This window comes from Pseudomarimonas arenosa (assembly GCF_014841215.1).
In the GTDB taxonomy this organism is placed as follows: Bacteria; Pseudomonadota; Gammaproteobacteria; order Xanthomonadales; family Xanthomonadaceae; genus Pseudomarimonas; species Pseudomarimonas arenosa.
Genome location: NZ_JACYTR010000075.1, coordinates 1 through 21,923 on the forward strand (window position 1 = coordinate 1; position 21,923 = coordinate 21,923).

The following is a 21,923-nucleotide window of genomic DNA, read 5'->3' on the forward strand; positions in this document are numbered from 1 at the left end:
GGGCCGACCAGAAGTGGTGGCCAACAGCGCCAATCAGCCGGTCTGGCGCGCCAAGAACTACGCGTTCCACCGCGAGGTGATGCAGCAGGGCGGCAGCTTCGGTGCCCTCAACCTCGGCTTCCCCGGGCAGTACTATGACGCCGAGACCAATCTGTATTACAACTGGCATCGCTACTACGACCCGAGCACGGGGCGGTATACGCAGGCGGATCCGATTGGGTTGGCGGGTGGGGTGAATACGTATGGGTATGCCGTTTCGCGGCCCACAGCTTTCGTTGATCCCAATGGCCTGCAGGTCATCGATCCCATTACGGGTGTGGAAGTGGGGCGGTTCATTGTTGATTCAAGAGGCAACACGATCGTGGAGCCGGTGGGAGGTAAAACTATTCCCTATCCTCCGTTCAAACTCGACAGTCCAGATACGCATACCTGCTATGCGAATGGCTCCAACGCTTATCGCCTGAATCCTCAAGGGCACGCCAACAATCCTCAGCCGCACGGGCACGCTCACCTGCCGGGTACAGGGCCCGCGCGTCGTGGTCAGGGGGTTTCGCTAAATGTGCGGGGACAAGTTGTTCCGCCGAATAGTCCCGGTGCTCATATTCCGCTTCGAAGTACACTTGGCGCTTACGGCGCAATCGGAGTCTTTCAAATGATCTTTCATGAGTACGTCAATTCTCGCGTTTGTGCAGCGGACCCTTGCGCTTGCGGCCCCTGCGCATAGAGACTGCTCATGACGCCGCAACAGTTGATCGCTTCTATCTATTTCGGTGATCGCGCCATCATCGGCTACTCGGTTGATTCCTGGCGGAGGGAAGTGGTTTTGTCGTTTGACCTGCTCTCACGTATTCGGAGCAGTTCGGGCACCTGGGACCACTATCATGATGAGGATATAGAGTCGGGTGAACTGGTTTTTCTTGGGGTTAGCGAGTTTTCAGTGGCGCCTCTAGGGGTAATTCCTGATGATCTGATTCTCGACGTGCGGCTTAGTATGAAGGACGAAGGCTTCGAGTTCGTTCTCGAAACCAGCACAACTAGGGACGCTGATATTCTTCCCGCCACCGTAGCACTGTTGGCTCGCGATTTTTACATTAGAGATCCGCGCCAGAAGGATGTGCAAATTCGTAAATAACAGACTTTGAAGCAAGGTGGCAAGGTAGCAAGGTAGGGCGGGTCTTGACCCGCCGCTTTGTTGCCGCCATTCGCCGCTATCACTCGCTGCGATGATGAAGCCTGATGTTCAGGGCAAACTTGGACAGCCATCGATTAGGAAAAGTCCTACCTCAGCCGCCGAAGGAGTCTGATAGCGGCAATTGAGCGGATGCGGGATGCTGGGTGCATGGGCTACCCGCGTTCACAACTGATGGATCCAACGGTTTCCGGCACGTATCACTGCGTGTCGCGCTGCGTCCGCCGTGCGTTTCTGTGCGGGGACGATGTGTTCAGCGGTCGCAATTTCGATCATCGCAAGCAGTGGATCGAGGATCGGCTACTGTTTCTGGCCGAGGTGTTCTCGGTCTCGGTGCTGGCCTACGCGGTGATGAGCAATCACGTGCACGTGGTGGTGCATATGGCGCCGGAGCAGGTTGACAGGCAAACTTGGACAGCCATCAATTAGCGGGGCAAACTTGGACAGCCATCAATTAGGGGAAGGGCAAACTTGCAGGGCAAACTTGGTCAGCCATCGATTAGGAAAAGTCCTACCTCAGCCGCCGAAGGAGTCTGATAGCGGCAATTGAGCGGATGCGGAATGCTGGGTGCATGGGCTACCCGCGTTCACAACTGATGGATCCAACGGTTTCCGGCACGTATCACTGCGTGTCGCGCTGCGTCCGCCGTGCGTTTCTGTGCGGGGACGATGTGTTCAGCGGTCGCAATTTCGATCATCGCAAGCAGTGGATCGAGGATCGGCTACTGTTTCTGGCGGAGGTGTTCTCGGCCTCGGTGCTGGCCTACGCGGTGATGAGCAATCACGTGCACGTGGTGGTGCATATGGCGCCGGAGCAGGTCGATCGTTGGAGAGACGAAGAGGTAGCCGCGCGTTGGGTACGGTTGTGCCCGGTCAAAGTGAATGGCGAGGTCGCGCCGGAACTGTGTCGGCGCAAGGTGCTGGCGCTGGTGGGCAACGAGGAGCGCCTTCGCGAATTGCGTGCACGATTGGGAAACCTCAGCTGGTTTATGCGCTGTTTGGCCGAACCGATTGCCCGCGAAGCCAATGAGGAAGATGGATGCACCGGGAGGTTCTGGGAAGGGCGTTACAAGTGTCAGATTCTGCTGGATGATCAAGCGCTGCTGGCGTGCATGGCCTACGTGGACCTGAACCCCGTTCGCGGCGGAATCGCGTCTGATCTGCGTACGTCTCATCACACGTCGATTCATCGCAAGATTGAACTTTCAGATTCCGCGGCATTGAGTCGCCCGATCGCCGCAGTGGCGGGGCCATCGATGGCGGGGTTCCTGCCGATCAGTGAGGGGGAGTACATCGAACTGGTGGATTGGGCCGGGCGCCAGCTGCGCCCGGACAAGCGCGGGGCCATCTGCCATACGGCGCCGCGTGCGTTGCAGCGCGTTGGGGATGACGCCGCATGGTTGAGCCAGGTGCGCGGCATCGAGATGCGCTACTGGCGCGCCGTCGGAACATTGGACGCCCTGCTTGAAGCAGCGAAAGCGATCGGGCAGCGCTGGCTAAAGGGTGGGCGAGTTCTAGCGTCGATTTAAAGTCATAGCGGTCGACATTGCGAACCAGCGCGGCTCTGTCATGGCTCGTCCAGTCCGAAGCGCAATGCGCTGACTTCCAGCACTTCGTTGGATCAACTAGGCAATCATTCAGCCGGTTTCAAGTTCTGCGTGGTGGCCGAGCGATTCGCGGCTCGTGCGATGATTTCGGATAATGGATGTCCACGTTGGCGTCGCGCAGATAATGGATGTCCACGTTGGCGCGTCCCGTTGGCGACGTTCCACGTTGGCGACGTATTGCTCCAAACGGTGATGTTTGGACCGGTGGGCCTGACGGAGTCGGTGAGAATCACGGCAACTTCGGTTCGTATCTGCCCGGAGGTGGATGATGTCCAATTCAGAATTCACGGTTTCCTTGCGTGTTTGGCACCCCACGTATTCCAGCGAGTCAATCGCAAGCGGCGTTGACTTGAAGCCCGAATTCTCTCAGAGCGTCGGGGAGCCTCGAACGAATCCTCACGGAAAGACGTTGGGGGGGATTAATAAACAGAGTTACTGCTCTTTTCTGTTGTTGGAAAAATCCGCCGGTAACTTCACAGATGGTGTAGAGAGCCTTTTGCCGTCATTGGTCCTGGGTAAGGCCTTTCTAAGGAAACTCTGAACAAGTCACTCGATTTGTTGTCCAATACCCGTTCACGACTACGAGCCCCATCAAGATGAGTCAACTCAGCTTCGGAGACGCCGAGTACGTCGGCAAGCGCAAGCAAACTCGGCGTGAAGTGTTCCTGGAGGAAATGGAGCAGGCGGTTCCGTGGAAGGCGCTGTTGGCGGTGATCGAGCCGGTTTATCCAAAGGCTGGCCGCGGCCGCCATCCGTACTCGCTTGTCACCATGCTGCGCGTGCACTTGATGCAGAACTGGTTTGGCTACAGCGATCCGGCGATGGAAGAGGCGTTGTACGAAGTAGCACCGATCCGGCAATTTGCGCGCTTGTCGTTGACCCAGGCGATCCCGGACGAAACGACCATCTTGAACTTCCGCCGGCTGCTTGAGAGACACGACTTGGCGCCCAAAATTCTTGAAGCAGTGAATGCTCATCTGAGTCAGCACGGTCTATTTCTCAAGCGCGGCACCATTGTCGATGCCACCATTATTCATGCGCCGAGTTCCACCAAGAATGCTGAGGGAAAGCGGGATCCCGAGATGCATCAGACCAAGAAAGGCAATCAGTATTTCTTCGGCATGAAGGTGCATATCGGTGCTGACATGCATACTGGCTTGGTGCACACGGTCAAGACGACGGCGGCCAACGCTGCCGATGTGACCCAGGTGGCTGAGCTGTTGCACGGGGACGAGACCGCGGTGCACGGTGATGCGGGCTACACCGGCGCCTCCGCCTATGTCGCTGATCGCGAATTGCGCTGGGAGATAGCGGAACGGCGAAGCCGTGTGCAGAAGATCGCCGACGCAAAACTGCGCGGGGCGATCGAAGGGTTGGAATCGTTGAAGGCGTCGATCCGCGCGAAGGTGGAACACCCGTTCCGAGTGATCAAGCGGCAATTTGGTTACCAGAAGGTTCGCTTCAAGGGATTGGCGAAGAACCTGGCACAGGTTCAAGTGTTATGTGCACTGTCGAACCTTTGGATGGTGCGGCGGCACATGCCAGCGACAGGGTAATTGCGTCCAGTGGGCGCCATGTGAGCGCCAAAAGCGCTCACATGGCAAACAAATGACCAAGAATCGCCCAAAAGCATCCCAAGACCGTCAACTCAGAGGCTCGATTCTCACATCATGCTGTTTCGATGACTTGATCAGACCTTCCCTAAAAGATTTGAGTTCGTCTGGGGGACGTATAGAACTGTTCATTGGAGTATTTGCCGAATGCCACACGGCTTTTACGCTCGACATTGAACTAATGAGATCGCTTGTGGACCTGCAATTGGAATTGTCGTGCGAGGCGTACTTCTGAACCGCGCGTACGGCGAGCAAGGTAGCAAGGTAGCAAGGTAGGGCGGGTTCTTAACCCGCGAGCCTGTAATCTTAACTGTGTGACTGCTCCATTTTGAGGGCGGCACGAGCCGCCAAGGAGCAGGCGATGACGCAGAAGATGGATGAGGCAGCGCTGGATGCGCTGTTGGCGGGATGCAAGACACCACAACCGCGCGTACGGCGGGTTTAAGCAAGGTAGCAAGGTAGGGCGTGTCTTCGACCCGCCGCTGTGTTGTCGCCATTCGCCGCAATCACTCGCTGCGCGTGATGAAACCTGATGTTTCGAGCGGCTTAGCCGGCCGTTTCGTGTGTTTCCCTGGCGGGTCAAGACCCGCCCTACATCCGGTTCGGATGTTGGCGCTTGGGCTCGTAAGCTTGCCGTGATCTCGAACACCTGAAGACGTCGGATAGCGGCAATTGGGCGAATGCGGGGCCCGGCTGCATGGGCTGCCGATTTGTCTGCTGGCCACCTGCGAGCCGGTGACTCGGGTTCAGACGAATCGCCGGAGCCCCTGGTCAACTAGCTCTTGCGCCTTATTGGCGGCTTCGCGAAGCTCGCTATCTATCGCGGCGTCGGCCCTGACAGCAGCCCAGAATTTTGCCGCTGCCTCTGCCGCCCAACGCCATTGCGCCAGTTGGCCAGCGGCGGGAATCGGAAGAGTGAGCGTGCGAGGCACCAGGGCGCCCTGGGCGCTTGGTCGCCATGCCATCGGCAACATGTCGTAGACCGGTGCCAGCGTGAGCGGACGGCTGTCGCGCAGCACAAGTGAGGCATTGCCCAGATGCATGTCGCTGTTGCCGATCATCGCACCGAACCAATAGATGCGCTGCAAGGCATCCGCATCGTCGGCGCCGATCCAGCCATCGCGGTGTAGTTGTTCGGCGAATTGCCACCAGGGCGTGCTCGCGTGACCGTAGAACGCGGCATCGAGCGCGGCCAACGACACCAGGCCTCGGCGGCCAAGGCCTGGGGTGCGATCAAATCGCGGCGATTCGAGAAAAACGTGCCCGGCGGCTTCGAAGACGCGGTCTGCCGCTGCTGCAATACCGCCTTCGTTCAACACGCGTGCGGCGGTCGCTTCGCTGCGCAGCAGCGACGCCCAACGGGTGGCGACAGGATTGCCACCGGCCTCACTGAACTTCACAATCAGCGACTCAACACCACCGTTCACCCCCACCATCGCGGTGAACTTCTGTTGCTCGCCACCCAGTAACGAGCCCACGGGTTCGCCTTGCAGAGCTGCCATGGCCAGGGCCGGATAGGCGGTTGCGCGGTCTTCGGGCTGCAGCACATCGGCAGGTTGATCAAGGCCAGCAAGCGCGCGCTCTAGGCCGCGTTCGCCGAGCACAAGATCGCCGAGTTGATCGTGGCCGCACTCGACTAAGGCGGTGACCGTGTGGTCGCCGGTCCAAAGCTTGAGGTCGCGCGGCACGCCAAGGGTGGCTGACAAACGATGTGCGAAGTGGCGACCGAGGAAGCCTTGCGGGCGCTGGTCGTCCAGGAACCAAGGTAGATCCGGAAACACGCCGGCACCGAACAGCGGTGGCAGTGTGAGCGCCGGCAGCGGTCGCGTCGGGCGCAGAGCAAACTCGGTGCGGCCTATCGCCAAGAGTTCGCCGAGCAGTTCGACCTTGGCATCGGCAGTGATGCGGTACAGCGGCCAAGCCGATTGGCCGCCAATCTGCCGCGAAGTGGCGTAGACCGTGGAGCGGGTTTCCCCGAAGCGCAGGACCTCACCGCGAGCCTGTTTCACCGTGCGCGAAAGCGTTGCGCGGCTGACGCCAAGCGCCTGCAGCACTTCAGCGGCCCGCAAGGCACCGCGCTGCCCTAGCAGGCTCAGCAGGGAACTGACGGAGGCAGATCGATCGGCCATGAAACGAAGTATGCAACGAAAGTATTCTGCAGCTCAACCGTATAAGCGATTGATTGTAAGGAATACTCGGATCGTTTTCTCGTGTCTTGTGAAACGAAAATTCCCACCTTTTGAGCTACGGGGAGTGTTCGGCCGTGTGCCGTGCAGGCCAGATGGCGCAGCGCGATGGGGGAGTGGTTCAGGAGTCGGGGCGGGCACCTCGATGCGCAACGTGCCAGGTTGAAACTCGGGGCAAGCGGCCTATTCGGTCGGCAATAGCGCCGATCGTCTCGGATGATGGATGCCGTTAGCGCACGCCCACGTTAGCGCACGTTAGTGGCCCAGCACCCTTCGACAGGCTCAGGGTGCGTGCTGCGGTGGAAAGTCATTGGGCGCATGCGGCGGCGTCGGAGTTGCGCTGGCTGGGCTGGTCGAAGCCAGTCAAACAGGAAGCGGCGGTTTCAGTCCCTCGCCACCCTACGCGCCCTTGGACGCATGCCACCCGTCGCGCTCAAACGTTGAGTTATCTCAGGCACCCTTCGACAGGCTCAGGGTGCGTGCTGCGGTCGAAATGGGCGCATGCGGCGGCGTCGGGGTTGCGCTGGCTGAGCTGAGTCGAAGCCAGCCAAACAGGAAGCGGCGGTTTCAGTCCCTCGCCACCCTACGCGCCCTTGGACGCATGCCACCCGTCGCGCTCAAACGTTGAGTTATCTCAGGCACCCTTCGACAGGCTCAGGGTGCGTCAGGTGGCGGGATTCGATCGCGCCACGCTGGCTGAGCTGAGTCGAAGCCAGCGTCTAAAGGGCGAAGGCAGTCGCTACAAGCGTCTCGCCATCGGCTCGCCCAGCTTGACTGGTTGCTCGCTGCTCATAGCCATCCATTCCACTGCGCCCTTGGGTACCAGCACAATCACGGTGGAGCCGTAGTTGAAGCGGGCCATTTCGTCGCCGCGTTGAAGCGTGAGGTTGCGATCGCGCCAGTCGCGGCGGATGGGTTTGGAGGCGTAGGGCGGGATGTGCTCGCCGCCCCAGACGGTTTCGACGCCGGAGACCAGGAGTGCGCCGACCATCACCACGGCCATGGGGCCGAAGTCGGTGTCGAATTGGCAAACCAGGCGCTCATTGCGGGCGAACAGTCGCGGGATGGCTTGCACCGCCCAGGGCGCGACGCTGAACAGCCGGCCCGGCACGTGCAGGGTTTCGGTCAGCCGGCCGTCCCAGGGCATATGCACCCGGTGGTAGTCGCGCGGCGAGAGGTACACGTTGATGAAATCGCCATCTGCAAACAGGCGGGCGTAGTCTGCATCGCCCAGCAGTTCCGCCGCGGTGTAGTCGTGGCCCTTGGCCTGGAAGATGCGCCCGTTCTTGATCGGGCCGGCCTGGCTGATCTTGCCGTCAGCCGGATGGCTTAGCATGTCGTTCGATTCTGGTTGCGGTCTTGCCCCGGCTTTCAAGGCACGGGTAAAGAAGGCGTTGAAGTGCGGATAGGCGCGCGGGTTGGGCTCGGCAGCTTCGGCCATGTTGACGCCGAACTTGCGAATGACCAGGGCGATCAGCCAGTTCTTGAACCAGGTCCAGCGCAGGCGCGCGACCTTGTAGGCCAGTGCGGACAGCAATCGATGCGGCAGCAGGTACTGCAGTGCGAGTTTCGGGCTCATCGGCCCGCCCCGTAGGTTGCTACCACCGCGCGCACATCCTCGGCCACCTTGCGGGCTTCGTGCGGCGGCCTGATCAGCCCAAAGCGGCGGCCGTCCGGGCTGATGATTGAGATCGAAGCACTGTGGTCGACCCCGTAGTTCTCGCTGTCATCGGCCTTGGCATAGACCAGTCCAAGACTGCGGGTGAACGGTTCGAGGCGTGCGTGATCGGCGCTGGCGGCGATGATGCGCGGATCAAAGAAAGCGGCATATTCGCCAGCGCGTTGTGGCGAATCGCGCTCCGGATCAACCGATACAAACAGGATCTGCACCGACGTGGATGCCTCCGCATCGAGCTGCTTCAACGCGGCCGCCAGCGTGCTGAGGGTGGTCGGGCACACATCCGGGCAGTGGGTGAAGCCGATGAACAGCAAGGTCCACTTGCCGTTGAGGTCGGCCTGAGTGAGTGGGCTGCCGTCGGCGCGATCGAGCTGGAAATCGGGCACAGGCCGCGGCTCGGGATAGAGCAGGGTGGTGTGCAGCGCCATCGCTGATGTCGATGGGCGGACGCTCGAGGTGTCGACGGTTCGCTGCCAGATGACCAGGCCGAGGCCAGCCAGAACGGCGACCAGCAGCACCGCCACGATCGGCAGGCGGCCGTGGCCCGGGGAGGGAGTTGGGGAGTTCATCGGCAAAGTATATCGGTGAGCGGCCAGATCGGCGCAGCTGGGCATGTGCCTATAGCCGCCAATAGCCTCGAAATGGCCCCTTCGCAGGGCGCATCTTCTATACTCCCCGGTCCATCAATCAGTAAGTTAGCCGATGTCCGCCGAGCTTCTCACCATCATCGACCTGATCCGTTTCGGCGGCAGCGCTTTCAACCGGGCCGGGCTGTGCTTTGGCCACAGCTACGACAACGCACTCGACGAGGCCACCCAGCTGACCCTGCATGCCCTGCATCTGCCGCACGACCTGAGCCCGGTGTACGGTCAGGCGCGGGTCACCGCGGAAGAGCGCGCCCAGGTCTTGGCCTTGTTTCGGCAGCGCATCGAACAGCGTGTGCCGGCGGCCTATTTGACCGGCGAGGCCTGGTTTGCCGGGCTTAGCTTCAAGTCCGACCGTCGCGCCCTGGTGCCGCGCTCGCCGATTGCCGAGCTGATCGAGTCGGGATTCGAACCCTGGATTTCCCACCTGCAGGTCCAACGGGCCCTCGATCTTTGCACCGGATCGGGCTGCATCGGCATCGCCATGGCGCATCATTTCCCGGACTGGCAGGTCGACTGTGTCGATCTGTCCGCGGAGGCCCTGAGCCTGGCCAAGGAAAACGTCGAGCGGCTGCTGGTCGCCGATCGGGTCGAGCTGATCCAGTCTGACCTTTTTGCCGGCCTTGAAGGTCGCAGCTACGAGCTGATCGTCAGCAATCCGCCCTATGTGACCCGGGAGGAAGTGGCAGCCCTGCCGGACGAATACCGATTCGAACCGGAGCTGGGGCTGATCGCCGGAGAAGACGGTCTGGATCTGGCATTGCGTATTCTGCGCGATGCGCCTCGGCACTTGGCTCCGGGCGGCATGCTGATTGTCGAGGTCGGCGAGAGCGAACGCGCGCTGAGCCGGCTGCTGCCCGAACTGCCGTTGTCTTGGATCGAGTTCAAGGTCGGCGCCATGGGGGTCTTCGTTGTTGATCGCGAAGCCTTGGTCGAACACGCCGACGCGATCGCCGCGCTGGCAGCCCAGCGCGGCTGATCGCCGCCTGACCATTGCACGATCGGGCTGCAATCGGCCCGCTCTTTGTGTCAAGGTAGGCCGCCGATCGCGCTTGAACAACTCGATTGGTGTACGGAAGCACGTCGCAGGCACTTAGGATCTGGCAATGGCAGGCAACACGTTCGGAACCTTGTTCGCGGTCACCACCTTTGGCGAAAGCCATGGGCCGGCGATTGGCTGCGTGATTGACGGTTGCCCGCCGGGGGTCGAAATCGCGCCGGCTGATTTCGTGGCCGATCTCGAGCGTCGTGCCACCGGCAAGAGCCGGCACACCTCGCAGCGACGCGAAGCCGATGAAGTGGAGATCCTGTCCGGCGTTTATCAGGGCCGAACCACCGGCACGCCTATCGCCCTGTTGATTCGCAACACCGACGCGCGCAGCAAGGACTATTCGAACATCGAGGAGACCTTTCGCCCAGGTCATGCTGACTACACCTACTGGCAGAAGTACGGCATACGGGACCCACGCGGTGGCGGTCGCAGCTCAGCTCGCGAGACCACTATGCGGGTGGCGGCAGCGGTGATTGCCAAACGCTGGTTGGCCGAGCACTACGGCATTCGGGTTCGTGCCTATCTGGCCCAACTGGGCGAATGGAAGCCACGCGCCATCGACTGGGAGGTGGTGGAGGACAATCCGTTTTTCTGGCCCGATGCCGAAATGGTGGGCCAGCTGGAAGAGTATATGGATAGCCTGCGCAAGTCCGGCGATTCGGTCGGGGCGCGGGTCACCGTCGTCGCCGAGGGCGTGCCGGTTGGGTGGGGTGAGCCGATTTACGGCAAGCTGGACGCCGAGCTGGCCGCTGCGCTGATGAGCATCAATGCGGTCAAAGGAGTGGAGATCGGCGCAGGCTTCGATTCGGTCTGCCAGCTTGGCACCGAACACCGAGACGAAATTACCCCTGAAGGGTTTCTCAGCAACAACGCAGGTGGCATCCTCGGCGGTATTTCTTCCGGTCAGGACGTGATCTGCTCGATAGCGCTCAAGCCGACCTCCAGTCTGCGTCTGCCCGGTCGCTCGGTGAACAAGGCCGGCGAGATCGTGGAAGTCGTCACCAAGGGTCGCCATGATCCCTGCGTTGGCATTCGTGCCACTCCCATTGCCGAGGCCATGGTGGCCTTGGTGCTGATGGACCAAGCCCTGCGTCATCGCGCCCAATGCGCCGATGTCGGGCCACAACACCCCTTGATTCCCTCCCAAGCCTGAGACGTCGAATGAGCAAGCGTTGCAACATCGCCATCGCTGGTGCCACCGGTGCGGTCGGCGAAGCCCTGCTGGAAATCCTGGAGCAGCGGAAGTTTCCGTTCACCGATCTGATTCCGCTCGCCAGCGAACGCTCGGCCGGTTCAAAGCTGAAGTGCGCAGGCCGCGAGTACCTGGTGCGTGATCTGGAAACCTTTGATTTCAAGGATATCGATATCGCGTTCTTTTCTGCCGGCGGCAAGGTGTCGCGCGTGCATGCTCCCCGCGCGGCGGCGGCCGGTGCGGTCGTGATCGACAACACGTCGGAGTTCCGCTACGACGATGACGTGCCCCTGGTGGTGGCCGAGGTCAATCCGGAGAAGATCGCCGATCGTCCGCGCGGAATCATTGCCAATCCGAACTGCTCGACCATGCAGATGCTGGTGGCACTGGCGCCCTTGCATCGCGCCGCCAAGATCGAACGCATCAACGTCGCCACCTATCAATCGGTGTCTGGCGGCGGTCGTTCAGCCATGGAAGAACTGGGCCGGCAAACCGCCGCCCTGCTGAATTTTCAAGATGCCGATCCGCAGCGGTTTCCGGTACAGATCGCCTTCAACCTGATTCCTCAGATCGACGATTTTCAGCCGAATGGCTACACCAAAGAAGAAATGAAGCTGGTCTGGGAGACTCGCAAGATCCTCGGTGACGAATCGATCGAGGTGAATCCGACCGCGGTGCGGGTACCGGTATTCTTCGGACACTCCGAAGCCGTGCATCTGGAACTGAAGGAGAAGCTCAGTGCCGAAGAAGCCCGGAAGCTGATCGCCAGTGCGCCGGGCGCCGAAGTGGTCGATGAGCACAAGCCAGGTGGCTATCCGACCCCGGTGACCCATGCTGCTGGCAAAGATCCGGTATATGTGGGGCGAATTCGCGAGGATATTTCCCATCCGCGCGGCCTGAATCTGTGGATCGTGGCCGACAATATACGTAAGGGGGCGGCCTTGAATGCGATTCAGATTGCCGAGATATTGGTCAAAACCTAAACTGCATCTATAGTTACGCTTGCGATGTCAAGCCGATTCTAGGTTTCAAGGATGAACTCACGCGCCGTCAGGGCGGCGCGTTATGCCCTCGGGGGAGATGCACGATGTTGAAGAATCAACGCCTTACACTGGCCTTGCTCATGGCGCTGGGCACCAGCCCAGCCTTCGCGCTGGGGCTTGGAACAATCGATGTACGGACTCGTTTGAACGAGCCGCTGGTGGCGGAGATCCCGATTCTGGGCAGCAATCCGCAGGAGCTCAAAGCGCTCAAGGTGCGCCTGGCCTCGCCTGATGCGTTTCAGCGCGCCGGCCTGGATCGCCCCGCCGCGATCTCAGCCAACCTCGAGTTTTCGGTGCACAAGGACAAGGACGGCCGCGATGTCGTGCGGGTGACCACGCCGGACAAGGTCAAGGATCCCTACGTCAGCTTCCTGCTCGAAGTGGAGTGGGAACGCGGACGTCTGCTGCGCGAGTACACCGTGCTGCTCGACCCGCCGCTGACCGCAGCCATGCGAACTGCGCCGCGGGTGTCGCCGGCTGCCGCTCAGCCGGCACCGACCGCGCCGCCGCCCCCGCCGCCGGAACAACTGGCCGCGCCGCCGCCGATGGCTCAGCCCGAGCCGCCGCCGGTACGCGAGCCTTCGCAACCCACGCCGGCTCCCGCTCAGGTGGCTGCGCCGACTCCAGCGCCTGTTCCGGCGCCCGTGTCAGCCCCGGCAACGCAGCGGCAGGACAACTACGGTCCCATACGCGATGGCGAGACCCTCTGGTCCATCGCTCAGTTCGCCCGCCCGGATGACAGCGTCAGCATGGATCAAGTCATGTTGGCCCTGCAGCAGGCCAACCCCGATGCGTTCATCGGCGGCAATATCAATCGATTGAAGAAGGGCGCCGTCCTGCGTCTGCCGTCGTCCGACGAGATTCGCGCGGTGGATCGGCAGTCTGCGGCGGCGATGGTGATCGAGCAGATGCGTGAATGGCGCGCCAGCGCCGGCATTGTGCAACCAGAAGTCGAACCGAGCAGCAGCAGTTCAGCGCAGACCTCGCCGCGCGATTCACGCCTTGAGCTGGTGCCCCCGCGAGGCGAAAGCACCGCCGCACAGTCCGGTGCCAGCAGCACCGGCGAGGGTCGTGAGCTGCGGGCCGATCTGGCGCGTGCGCAGGAACAGGTCAGCACCCTGCAGCAGGAAAACCGCGAGCTGAAATCGCGGGTCAGCGACCTCGAGAAAATCGATTCGGACTACAAGAAGCTAGTCGACCTGAAGAATTCCGAGTTGGCCGCCGCTCAGGCCCGCCTGCGCGAATTGGAAGCGGAGCTGGCGGCCGCGCCGCAGACCGCGGCAGCGCCGGCCGAAGTCACAGCACCGGTGGATGAGCCGACTGTCGATACGCCGGCCGAACCGATCAGCGAGACACCTGCCGAGGTCGGTGAGCAGCCCGAGGATGCCCTGGTCGACGTGTCGGATCTGCTCGGCGAGGACAGCACCGGCGAAGCCAGCTCGCCAGACGGCAGCACCGAGGCCACCGAAACCTCAGCCGTGGCGGAAACGCCGCCGGCCGAGACCGAATCGATGACCGAACCAGCGGCCGAGTCTGGCAGCGATACGCCGGCCAAGCCCTGGTACAGCAACCCGCTGATCCTGGGCGGCGGTGCCGGCCTGTTGGTGTTGGCCGGTCTGGGCCTGTTGTTGGGGCGCGGCTCGAAGAAGCCCAAGCCGGTCAAGGCGGCCGCACGACCCAGCGTGGCCGACAACTATGCCGCTGCGTCTGCCGCCGCCGCGGCGAGTGCCGCAGCGCAGTCAGCGGATGCCGACGAAGGCGAGGCGCAGGCCTTGGTCGACGCCATCGCCGAACAACCTGATGACCTGGGGCGCCATCTCGCCTTGGTGCGCCATTACTACGAAGCGGGTGACGAGTCGGGCTTCGAAGGGGCTGCTGAGGCCATGTACGCGCAGCTGTTCGATCCTGAAGACATGTCCTGGAAACAGGTCTTGGCCATGGGCCGGGAAATGCTGCCGGATCATCCGCTGTTCGCCGCACCCGCCGAAGGCGAGGCGTCCGAGGCTGAGCACTATCACGCCGCGGGCAGCGGTGGCGAAGTCGACTGGGATAGCCACGGGTCTGACCTGCACGCGGCTGATGCCGGCGGCGAAGTCGACTACAACAGCACCCAGCAGTTCAGCGTCGAAGATGTGTCGCGCCTGGCCGAAGAGCAGCGTTCCCGCTTTGATGTCGGCGTGGAGCCGGGTGAGGACGACATGTCGATCGATATGGATATCGGCAGCGGTCAGCCTGAACCGGCCTACGAGGCAGTCGAAGACCTGGGCCAGTATCAGGCCGACGACACCGGCGACCTCGGCGATCTTGACATGGGCGATGCCGAGGGCGGCGGCGTCGAGACCGATGATGCCGCGGCTACCAAGCTTGAGCTGGCGCGAGCCTATCTCGACATGGGCGACGTGGAGGGCGCACGCGGCATGCTCGAAGAGGTGGTGAACGAGGGCAACGCCGGGCAGCGGGCAGAAGCCAAGCGCCTGCTCGACGAAGTACGCTAAGCCGGGCATGCTGGAAGACCCGGAGGCCAGGCCTCCGGGTTTCGCTTTTCTGGGAACCGCAATGCGCCTAGCGCTGGCAGTGGAATACGACGGCACCGACTTCCTTGGCTGGCAGCGGCTGAGCCACGGCCGCACCGTTCAGGCCGAGCTGGAGTCTGCCCTGTCGCGGGTAGCGAATCATCCGATCGAGGTGGTCTGCGCCGGCCGGACCGACAGCGGCGTGCATGCCTCGGGCCAGGTGGTGCACTTCGATAGCGATGCCGAGCGCAGCGACTACGCCTGGATGATGGGCTGCAACAGCTTGTTGCCCGACGGTATATCGGTGCGCTGGGTGCGGCCGGTGGAGGAGAACTTTCATGCCCGCTACCGCGCTGAATCGCGCCGCTACCGCTATCGAATCCTCAATCGCGCGGCTCGCCCGGGCCTGCTGCATCGATTCGTCGCCTGGGAGCGACGTGAGCTGGATGCCGATGCCATGCAGCGAGCAGCGCAGGTACTGCTCGGCGAGCAGGACTTCAGCGCCTTTCGAACCTCGCAATGCCAGGCCAAGCATCCACGACGAACGCTGAAAGAGATTGTCGTGGCGCGGTCTGGGCTGGAAATTCGCATCGAAGTGGAAGCCAACGCCTTCCTGCACCACATGGTGCGCAATATCGTGGGCAGCCTGATCCCGATCGGCCGTGGTGAGCGCCCGCTGGAGTGGCTGCAGGAACTGCTGGCCGGCAAGGATCGCGCCGTGGCCGGTCCTACTGCGGCGGCGCAGGGGCTGTGCTTCCTCGGGCCGCGTTATCCGGGTCACTATGGCCTGCCAAGTGCGATCGATGCTGCGGAGGCCAATCCGTGAGCCCTGCGCGAACGCGGATCAAGTTCTGTGGCATGCGGCGGGCTGAGGATGTCGACCGCGCCGTGGCTTTGGGCGTTGATGCGATCGGTCTGATCATGGTGCCCGGTACGCCGCGCGCGCTCAGCCTGGATCAGGCGGCACAGTTGCGCGCCCGAGTGCCAGCCTTGGTCAGCTGTGTGGCCCTGGTGATGGATGCCGATCGAGACTGGCTGCGCGCGGTGCTCGATCAGGTGAGGCCCGATCTGTTGCAATTCCATGGACAGGAATCCGAAGCGCAGTGTGCCGATTGGCAATGTCCTTATCTCAAGGCCATTCCCATGGCCGACCCCGAGGTCGGGCTAGAATGGATGCAGCGCTACCCCAGTGCTCGTGGTCTGGTGCTCGACGCGCACGGCGTGGGCGAAACCGGCGGCTTGGGGCGTGCATTCGACTGGCGCCGGGTGCCGCGCAGCGAGCGGCATCGATTGATTCTGGCAGGCGGCATCACGCCGGCAAGCGTCGGCGTAGCCATTGCCGAGCTTCGCCCCTTCGCGCTCGATGTGTCGAGTGGCATTGAATCGGCGCCAGGCGAAAAGTCGGCTGAGCTGATGTCCAGGTTCGTGGAAGCGGTGCGGTCAGCCGACGCCGCGTGAGTCAAATCAGGAGTTAAGAGTGAACGCAGTGCCTACCTCATCTGTCGACTACTTCGCCTATCCGGATGCGCGGGGCCACTTCGGACCGTACGGCGGCAGTTTTGTCGCCGAGACCCTGATCGGCCCGCTAAAGGAGTTGGATGCCGCCTATCGGCGCTATTCCAAGGATCCCCAGTTCCAGGCTGAAATGGCGGCCGACCTCAAGCACTATGTTGGACGGCCCAGCCCGATCTACTTCGCCGAACGTCTGACCGAGAAAGTCGGCGGGGCGCGAATACTGCTGAAGCGCGAAGATCTCAACCACACCGGCGCGCACAAGATCAACAACACCATCGGTCAGGCCATGCTGGCCAAGCGGATGGGCAAGACACGCATCATCGCCGAAACCGGTGCCGGTCAGCATGGCGTGGCCTCGGCTACGGTAGCCGCACGGCTTGGCCTGGAGTGCGTGGTCTACATGGGCGCTGTCGATGTCGAACGGCAGGCCATCAACGTGTTCCGGATGAAGCTGCTCGGCGCTACCGTGGTGCCGGTGACCTCGGGTTCGAAGACCTTGAAGGATGCACTGAACGAGGCGATGCGCGACTGGGTGACCAATGTGCACAACACCTTCTACATCATCGGTACGGTAGCCGGGCCACATCCGTATCCGCAGCTAGTGCGCGATTTCAATGCCGTCGTTGGCCGCGAGGCGCGTCAGCAGATGCAGGCCGAGTACGGTCGGCTCCCCGACTGCGTGGTCGCCTGCGTGGGGGGCGGCTCCAATGCGATCGGCATGTTCCATGCCTTTCTCAACGATGCCGAGGTCAGATTGATCGGTGCCGAAGCGGCCGGCGAAGGAATCGACACCGGACACCATGCCGCTTCCCTGGTGGCCGGTCGCCCCGGCGTGCTGCATGGAAATCGAACCTATGTGTTGTGTGATGATGATGGTCAGATTACCGAAACGCATTCGGTGTCGGCCGGGCTTGACTATCCCGGTGTCGGCCCCGAACACGCATTCCTGAAGGACTGCGGCCGGGCGCAGTATGTCGGCGTCACCGATCGCGAGGCCTTGGATGCCTTCCATCTGCTGGCCCGCACCGAGGGCATTCTGGCCGCGCTGGAATCGAGTCACGCGGTGGCCCAGGCCATCAAGCAGGCGCGCGACTTGCCGAACGATGCTCTGGTGCTATGCAATCTGTCCGGCCGTGGCGACAAGGATGTGCATACCATCGCCAAGCGCGAAGGGATCACGCTGTAACAGGCCGCTGAACAACCTCAAACCAGGTGCAGGGAATCAACCGCTTACGTGTTCGATTCCTGCCCGCGCCATCCGAGGCGAGCAAGATCGAGCGGCTGCAACTCGCATCGCAGCAGCTGGCAAGTCGGCACGACCGTCCACAACCGAATTCGAATCGAGCGCATGAATCGCATTGATCAGACCTTTCACACCCTGAAGAGCCAGCGCCGCGTCGGCCTTGTTCCCTTCTTTACCTGCGGTGATCCCTCGCTGGAGTCCGCCGTGCACGTAATGCATGCTCTGGTGGCGGGTGGCGCCGATCTGATCGAGCTCGGCGTGCCGTTCTCTGATCCGCAGGCCGATGGCCCAGTCATTCAGCGTTCCAGTGAACGGGCCTTGCAGCGCAAGGTGGGATTGCGACAGGTGTTGCAGGTGTGTGCGGAGTTTCGCAGCGAGAACCGCAACACGCCCGTGGTGCTGATGGGCTACCTCAATCCGATCGAAATCTTTGGCGTCGAGCGCTTTGCCGCCGCCGCGGCCGAGGCTGGGGTAGATGGCGTGCTACTGGTCGATTGCCCGCCCGAGGAGGCCGGAACGATCCGCTCGGCCTTGGGTGAGCAAGGTGTTCAGATGGTGCTGCTGGCGTCGCCCACTACCAGCGACGAGCGGCTCGGCGCGATTGTCGAGCAAGCTCAGGGATATCTCTACTACGTGTCATTCGCTGGCGTTACTGGAGCGTCGCGGTTGGCGCCGGCTGAAGTTTCTGCGCGGGTAGCCAAGCTGAAAGCCTTGAGCGCTGTGCCAGTGGCCGTGGGTTTTGGTGTGCGTGATGCCGAATCGGCCAAAGCCCTGGCCGCCGAAGCCGATGCCGTGGTGATCGGCAGTGCCCTGGTCGAAAGCTTGGCGCAAGCCGAGACTCGCGAGCAGGCGACCCGCATCGCCTGCGAATTTCTGACACCGATACGCCGCGCCTTGGATGGCTGAGACGTACGATCGCAGCAGCGCAGCGGCGGAGCCGCAGCCGGTCTGACCCAGGCCCCTGCCTCGACCCGCGGCTGCCCAGGTGCTGAGAAACCGGCGCCTCCCGCGGTACACTAGGCGATCACGCCGTTGCCCGGCGTCCTGTTGCTTTGAGGGGTGTTGCTTGAGCTGGTTACAGAAACTGATGCCTTCGCGGATCCGCACCGAAGGGGGCACCAAGCGTCAGGTGCCGGAAGGTCTGTGGGAAAAGTGCGATGCCTGCGCCGCGGTTCTCTATCGGCCCGAGATGGAACGCAACCTTTGCGTCTGTCCCAAATGCGGTTTCCACATGCCGATCGGCGCGCGTGAGCGCTTGACCGCCTTGTTTGACCAGGGTGACCTGATCGAGCTCGATGCCGATCTGGAGGCAGTCGATACCCTGAAGTTCCGCGACTCGAAAAAGTATCCGGAGCGCCTGCGCGCGGCACAGCGCCAGACCGGTGAGAAGGATGCACTGATCTCGATCCACGGCAAGCTCAAGGGCGCGCCACTCACCGCCTGTGCCTTTGAATTCAAGTTCATGGGCGGCTCGATGGGGGCGGTCGTGGGCGAGAAATTCGCTCGTGCGGCCGAATATTCAGTGGAGAAGGGCTGCCCGCTGGTGTGCTTTTCCGCCACCGGTGGTGCGCGCATGCAAGAGGGTCTGTTCTCGCTGATGCAGATGTCCAAAGCGTCGGCGGCGCTGGCGAGAATGCGTGCCGCCGGTCTGCCCTATGTTTCGGTCATGACCCATCCGACCACCGGCGGTGTATCGGCCAGTCTGGCCATGCTGGGTGATATCAATATGGCCGAGCCGGGTGCGCTGATCGGTTTCGCCGGTCAGCGGGTGATCGAACAAACGGTTCGCGAGACCTTGCCTGACGGGTTCCAGCGTGCCGAGTTTCTACTCGAGCACGGTGCCATCGATCAGATCGTTGATCGACGCCAGATGCGCGATCGATTGTCTCGGCTATTCGCGATGTTAAGTCGACAGCCGCAACCGGCCGCAGACGAGTCGATCGCGGTCGAGGCCAGCGCATGAGCCGGCGTTATTTCGGCACCGATGGCATACGTGGCCGGGTCGGTGAAGGAGTGATCACACCCGAGTTTGTGATGCGGCTCGGCAATGCCCTGGGGCGGGTGTTGAGCGCTTCGGGCGATCCGCACCCCAGTGTGGTGATCGGCAAGGACACCCGGATTTCCGGCTACATGTTCGAGTCGGCACTCGAGGCAGGACTGGTCGCAGCGGGAGCCAATGTATTGCTGCTGGGTCCCATGCCCACGCCGGCGGTGGCCTACCTCACCCGTTCGCTTCGTTGCGATGCCGGCATTGTGATCAGCGCCTCGCACAATCCGCACCAGGACAATGGCATCAAGCTGTTTTCCGGTCGTGGCGAAAAGCTGGATGACGCCACCGAGCTTGCCATCGAGGCCGCACTCGATGAGCCGCTCACTACCATGGGTTCAGAGCGACTTGGCAAGGCGACCCGAGTTGCCGACGCCGTGGCGCGCTATGCCGAGTTCTGCAAGGCCAGCGTCGAGCGTGACTTCAATCTCGATGGTCTGAAGGTCGCACTGGACTGCGCTCATGGCGCGACCTACCAGGTGGCGCCGCGGGTATTCGAGGAGCTTGGTGCCGAAGTCACCTGTATCGGTTGCAAGCCGGACGGTTTGAACATCAATCGTGAGGTCGGTTCGACCGATCTGCGGGCCTTGACTCGATTCGTGCTGGAAACCGGCGCTGATCTTGGCATCGCCTTTGACGGTGACGGCGACCGGGTGCAGATGGTCGATCATCTGGGGCAGCCGGTTGACGGCGATGATCTGCTCTACGTTCTGGCCGCGGACTGGAAACGTCGTGGTCGCCTGCGCGGTCCGGTTGTCGGCACCCTGATGACCAACTTTGGGCTGGAACTGGCGCTTGGCCGCGACAACATCGAGTTTCGTCGAGTGAAGGTTGGCGATCGTTACGTGCATCAGGCGCTGATCGCAGAGCAGGGTATCCTCGGCGGCGAGACGTCGGGACACGTACTGTGCCTGGATCGTGCATCCACCGGCGACGGCATTATTTCGGCGCTGCAAGTGATGGAGGCGCTGAAGCTTGCGGGAACCTCGCTGCGCGGAGCGCTGAGCGGCCTGAACAAGGTGCCGCAGCGAACCATCAGCCTGAAGATCGGCAACGGTGCAAGGCCGCTGGAAGCTGAAGGTGTGCGGCAGGAACTCGCTTATGCCGAGTCAAAGTTGCAAGGGCAGGGGCGTGTGGTGATGCGTCCGTCGGGTACCGAGCCAGTGGTGCGGGTCACCGTGGAGGCGGCCGATGCCGGGTTGCTCGATGATGTGCTCGGCAGACTGAGTGCTGCCGTGCAAGCCGCTGTCTAGCAGGGCGCTGAGACTCATCTCAGCCTCCTGCAAGGGTGGTCCCATTAACAGTTAGTTCAATGCTCCGATCGGAGCCTGTGAGAGTGTCCATGTCTGCAGCCATTCCTACCCTCGACATCCGTCGCTTTGATACCGACCGGGTCAATTTTGTCGCTGAACTGGGCGCCGCCTATCGCGAGTGGGGCTTTTGCGGCATCCGCAATCATGGCATTCCACAAGCGACCATTGATGCTGCCTACGAGGCGTTCAAGGCCTTCTTCTCCCTGCCCGACGATGTGAAGCGAGCCTACAATGTGCCCGGCAGCGGGGGCGCGCGCGGTTACACCCCATTTGGCATCGAGACTGCCAAGGATTCGCGCTACCCGGATTTGAAAGAGTTCTGGCACGTGGGCCGCGAAATCCCGCGCGACTCGAAGTACGCCGAGGTAATGCCCGAGAATCTATGGCCAACCGAAGTGGCGGGATTTCGCGATGCCGCCTACGGCCTTTACCAAGCGCTGGACCAGCTTGGGTCGCGGGTGTTGAGCGCCCTCGCTCTGCATATCGACCTGCCGCAAGACTACTTCGCCGACAAGACCAATTTCGGCAATTCCATTCTGCGCCCGATTCACTATCCGCCGATCACCGCGCCGGATATTCCGAATGTACGCGCCGGTGCGCACGAGGACATCAACCTGATCACCCTGTTGGTAGGCGCCAGTGCCGCCGGTCTGGAAGTGCTGTCGCGCAAGGGCGAATGGGTGCCGTTCACGGCGTCTGAAGACACCATCGTGGTGAATATTGGCGACATGCTGCAGCGCCTGACCAATCACGTCTACCCATCGACCACGCATCGCGTCGTCAATCCGCCAGGCGAACAGGCGCGCAAGCCGCGCTACTCGACGCCGTTCTTCCTGCACCCAAATCCGGATTTCATGATCGAAACCCTGCCGCAGTGCATTTCGGCCGACAATCCGAACCGCTACCCGACGCCGATTTCCTCGCATGAATACCTGCTGGAGCGGCTGCGCGAGATCAAGTTGATCTAGCCTGGGCGGCAGAAACCTGTCTCGATAATATCGCGGCATGCCGACGACTTATCGCCCGTATCACCCAGACCAGAGTTTTCTTCTTCCGCCGTCTCCCGCCGAGTGGTTGCCCGAGGACCAT

Annotated in this window: 19 protein-coding genes; 16 read left to right on the plus strand and 3 right to left on the minus strand. The window is 62.0% G+C overall.

What is annotated here, in order from left to right; translation table 11 throughout:
- The 5 genes from IFO71_RS19680 to IFO71_RS19700 form a co-directional block, all read left to right on the plus strand.
- Positions 1-724: RHS repeat-associated core domain-containing protein (locus IFO71_RS19680; RefSeq protein ID WP_192031395.1), on the plus strand; the 724-nt coding region annotated here is incomplete at its 5' end.
- Positions 725-733: 9 nt separating this feature from the next.
- Positions 734-1,132: a DUF6258 family protein gene (locus tag IFO71_RS19685; protein WP_192031396.1), complete on the plus strand. Its 399-nt coding sequence runs from the start codon at positions 734-736 to the stop codon at positions 1,130-1,132.
- A gap of 207 nt (positions 1,133-1,339) precedes the next feature.
- Entirely contained in the window at positions 1,340-1,618 is a 279-nt protein-coding gene (locus IFO71_RS19690; protein WP_192031397.1) for a transposase, read from the plus strand.
- A gap of 143 nt (positions 1,619-1,761) precedes the next feature.
- Positions 1,762-2,718: a transposase gene (locus IFO71_RS19695; RefSeq protein WP_192031398.1), complete on the plus strand. Its 957-nt coding sequence runs from the start codon at positions 1,762-1,764 to the stop codon at positions 2,716-2,718.
- Positions 2,719-3,392: 674 nt separating this feature from the next.
- A complete protein-coding gene (locus IFO71_RS19700; RefSeq protein ID WP_192031399.1) occupies positions 3,393-4,352 on the plus strand; it encodes an IS5 family transposase in 960 nt (319 codons plus the stop codon).
- Positions 4,353-5,155: 803 nt separating this feature from the next.
- On the opposite strand, the gene yjjJ is transcribed toward IFO71_RS19700, so the two are convergent.
- The 3 genes from yjjJ to IFO71_RS19715 all read right to left on the minus strand — a co-directional run bounded on the left by yjjJ (position 5,156) and on the right by IFO71_RS19715 (position 8,842).
- Positions 5,156-6,538: a type II toxin-antitoxin system HipA family toxin YjjJ gene (gene yjjJ, locus IFO71_RS19705; protein WP_192031400.1), complete on the minus strand. Its 1,383-nt coding sequence runs from the start codon at positions 6,536-6,538 to the stop codon at positions 5,156-5,158.
- A 796-nt stretch (positions 6,539-7,334) separates the two neighbouring features.
- The gene (asd, locus tag IFO71_RS19710; protein ID WP_192031401.1) at positions 7,335-8,174 is read right to left on the minus strand and encodes an archaetidylserine decarboxylase; all 840 of its coding nucleotides are present in this window, start codon (positions 8,172-8,174) and stop codon (positions 7,335-7,337) included.
- On the minus strand, positions 8,171-8,842 hold the full coding sequence (locus IFO71_RS19715) for an SCO family protein (protein ID WP_192031402.1): 672 nt from the start codon (positions 8,840-8,842) through the stop codon (positions 8,171-8,173). The genes asd and IFO71_RS19715 overlap by 4 nt, the downstream gene beginning before the upstream one ends.
- Before the next feature lie 133 nt (positions 8,843-8,975).
- On the opposite strand from IFO71_RS19715, the gene prmB reads away from it, so the two are divergent.
- The 11 genes from prmB to IFO71_RS19770 all read left to right on the plus strand — a co-directional run bounded on the left by prmB (position 8,976) and on the right by IFO71_RS19770 (position 21,802).
- Positions 8,976-9,896 carry a 50S ribosomal protein L3 N(5)-glutamine methyltransferase gene (gene prmB, locus IFO71_RS19720; protein WP_192031403.1) on the plus strand — a complete coding sequence of 307 codons (921 nt, stop codon included), beginning with the start codon at positions 8,976-8,978 and terminating at the stop codon, positions 9,894-9,896.
- A 127-nt stretch (positions 9,897-10,023) separates the two neighbouring features.
- Positions 10,024-11,121 (plus strand): chorismate synthase, encoded by a 1,098-nt coding sequence (gene aroC, locus IFO71_RS19725; RefSeq protein WP_192031404.1) that lies wholly within the window; start codon positions 10,024-10,026, stop codon positions 11,119-11,121.
- Between the two features lie 8 nt (positions 11,122-11,129).
- The gene (locus IFO71_RS19730; protein WP_192031405.1) at positions 11,130-12,143 is read left to right on the plus strand and encodes an aspartate-semialdehyde dehydrogenase; all 1,014 of its coding nucleotides are present in this window, start codon (positions 11,130-11,132) and stop codon (positions 12,141-12,143) included.
- Between the two features lie 104 nt (positions 12,144-12,247).
- Entirely contained in the window at positions 12,248-14,698 is a 2,451-nt protein-coding gene (locus tag IFO71_RS19735) for a motility hub landmark protein FimV (protein ID WP_192031406.1), read from the plus strand.
- 61 nt (positions 14,699-14,759) lie between these two features.
- Entirely contained in the window at positions 14,760-15,542 is a 783-nt protein-coding gene (gene truA, locus IFO71_RS19740; RefSeq protein ID WP_192031407.1) for a tRNA pseudouridine(38-40) synthase TruA, read from the plus strand.
- Entirely contained in the window at positions 15,539-16,174 is a 636-nt protein-coding gene (locus IFO71_RS19745; RefSeq protein ID WP_332309422.1) for a phosphoribosylanthranilate isomerase, read from the plus strand. Before truA ends, IFO71_RS19745 begins: the two co-directional genes overlap by 4 nt.
- Before the next feature lie 19 nt (positions 16,175-16,193).
- Positions 16,194-17,417: a tryptophan synthase subunit beta gene (trpB, locus tag IFO71_RS19750; RefSeq protein ID WP_192031408.1), complete on the plus strand. Its 1,224-nt coding sequence runs from the start codon at positions 16,194-16,196 to the stop codon at positions 17,415-17,417.
- 162 nt (positions 17,418-17,579) lie between these two features.
- A complete protein-coding gene (gene trpA / locus IFO71_RS19755) occupies positions 17,580-18,380 on the plus strand; it encodes a tryptophan synthase subunit alpha (RefSeq protein WP_192031409.1) in 801 nt (266 codons plus the stop codon).
- Between the two features lie 160 nt (positions 18,381-18,540).
- Positions 18,541-19,437: an acetyl-CoA carboxylase, carboxyltransferase subunit beta gene (gene accD, locus IFO71_RS19760; RefSeq protein ID WP_192031410.1), complete on the plus strand. Its 897-nt coding sequence runs from the start codon at positions 18,541-18,543 to the stop codon at positions 19,435-19,437.
- Positions 19,434-20,774 carry a phosphoglucosamine mutase gene (glmM, locus tag IFO71_RS19765; RefSeq protein ID WP_192031411.1) on the plus strand — a complete coding sequence of 447 codons (1,341 nt, stop codon included), beginning with the start codon at positions 19,434-19,436 and terminating at the stop codon, positions 20,772-20,774. Before accD ends, glmM begins: the two co-directional genes overlap by 4 nt.
- Before the next feature lie 89 nt (positions 20,775-20,863).
- Positions 20,864-21,802, plus strand: coding sequence for an isopenicillin N synthase family dioxygenase (locus IFO71_RS19770; RefSeq protein WP_192031412.1), 939 nt, complete (start codon positions 20,864-20,866; stop codon positions 21,800-21,802).
- The last annotated feature ends 121 nt before the right edge of the window (positions 21,803-21,923 follow it).

Bases quoted from the DNA above. Each gene is read 5' to 3' on its own strand.
- trpA (WP_192031409.1), top strand. From the start codon at position 17,580: ATGAATCGCATTGATCAGACCTTTCACACCCTGAAGAGCCAGCGCCGC.
- aroC (WP_192031404.1), top strand. From the start codon at position 10,024: ATGGCAGGCAACACGTTCGGAACCTTGTTCGCGGTCACCACCTTTGGC.
- IFO71_RS19735 (WP_192031406.1), top strand. From the start codon at position 12,248: ATGTTGAAGAATCAACGCCTTACACTGGCCTTGCTCATGGCGCTGGGC.
- IFO71_RS19695 (WP_192031398.1), top strand. From the start codon at position 1,762: ATGGGCTACCCGCGTTCACAACTGATGGATCCAACGGTTTCCGGCACG.
- IFO71_RS19690 (WP_192031397.1), top strand. From the start codon at position 1,340: ATGGGCTACCCGCGTTCACAACTGATGGATCCAACGGTTTCCGGCACG.
- prmB (WP_192031403.1), top strand. From the start codon at position 8,976: ATGTCCGCCGAGCTTCTCACCATCATCGACCTGATCCGTTTCGGCGGC.
- glmM (WP_192031411.1), top strand. From the start codon at position 19,434: ATGAGCCGGCGTTATTTCGGCACCGATGGCATACGTGGCCGGGTCGGT.
- truA (WP_192031407.1), top strand. From the start codon at position 14,760: ATGCGCCTAGCGCTGGCAGTGGAATACGACGGCACCGACTTCCTTGGC.
- asd (WP_192031401.1), bottom strand. From the start codon at position 8,174: ATGAGCCCGAAACTCGCACTGCAGTACCTGCTGCCGCATCGATTGCTG.
- IFO71_RS19730 (WP_192031405.1), top strand. From the start codon at position 11,130: ATGAGCAAGCGTTGCAACATCGCCATCGCTGGTGCCACCGGTGCGGTC.
- IFO71_RS19685 (WP_192031396.1), top strand. From the start codon at position 734: ATGACGCCGCAACAGTTGATCGCTTCTATCTATTTCGGTGATCGCGCC.
- yjjJ (WP_192031400.1), bottom strand. From the start codon at position 6,538: ATGGCCGATCGATCTGCCTCCGTCAGTTCCCTGCTGAGCCTGCTAGGG.
- IFO71_RS19770 (WP_192031412.1), top strand. From the start codon at position 20,864: ATGTCTGCAGCCATTCCTACCCTCGACATCCGTCGCTTTGATACCGAC.
- IFO71_RS19700 (WP_192031399.1), top strand. From the start codon at position 3,393: ATGAGTCAACTCAGCTTCGGAGACGCCGAGTACGTCGGCAAGCGCAAG.
- IFO71_RS19715 (WP_192031402.1), bottom strand. From the start codon at position 8,842: ATGAACTCCCCAACTCCCTCCCCGGGCCACGGCCGCCTGCCGATCGTG.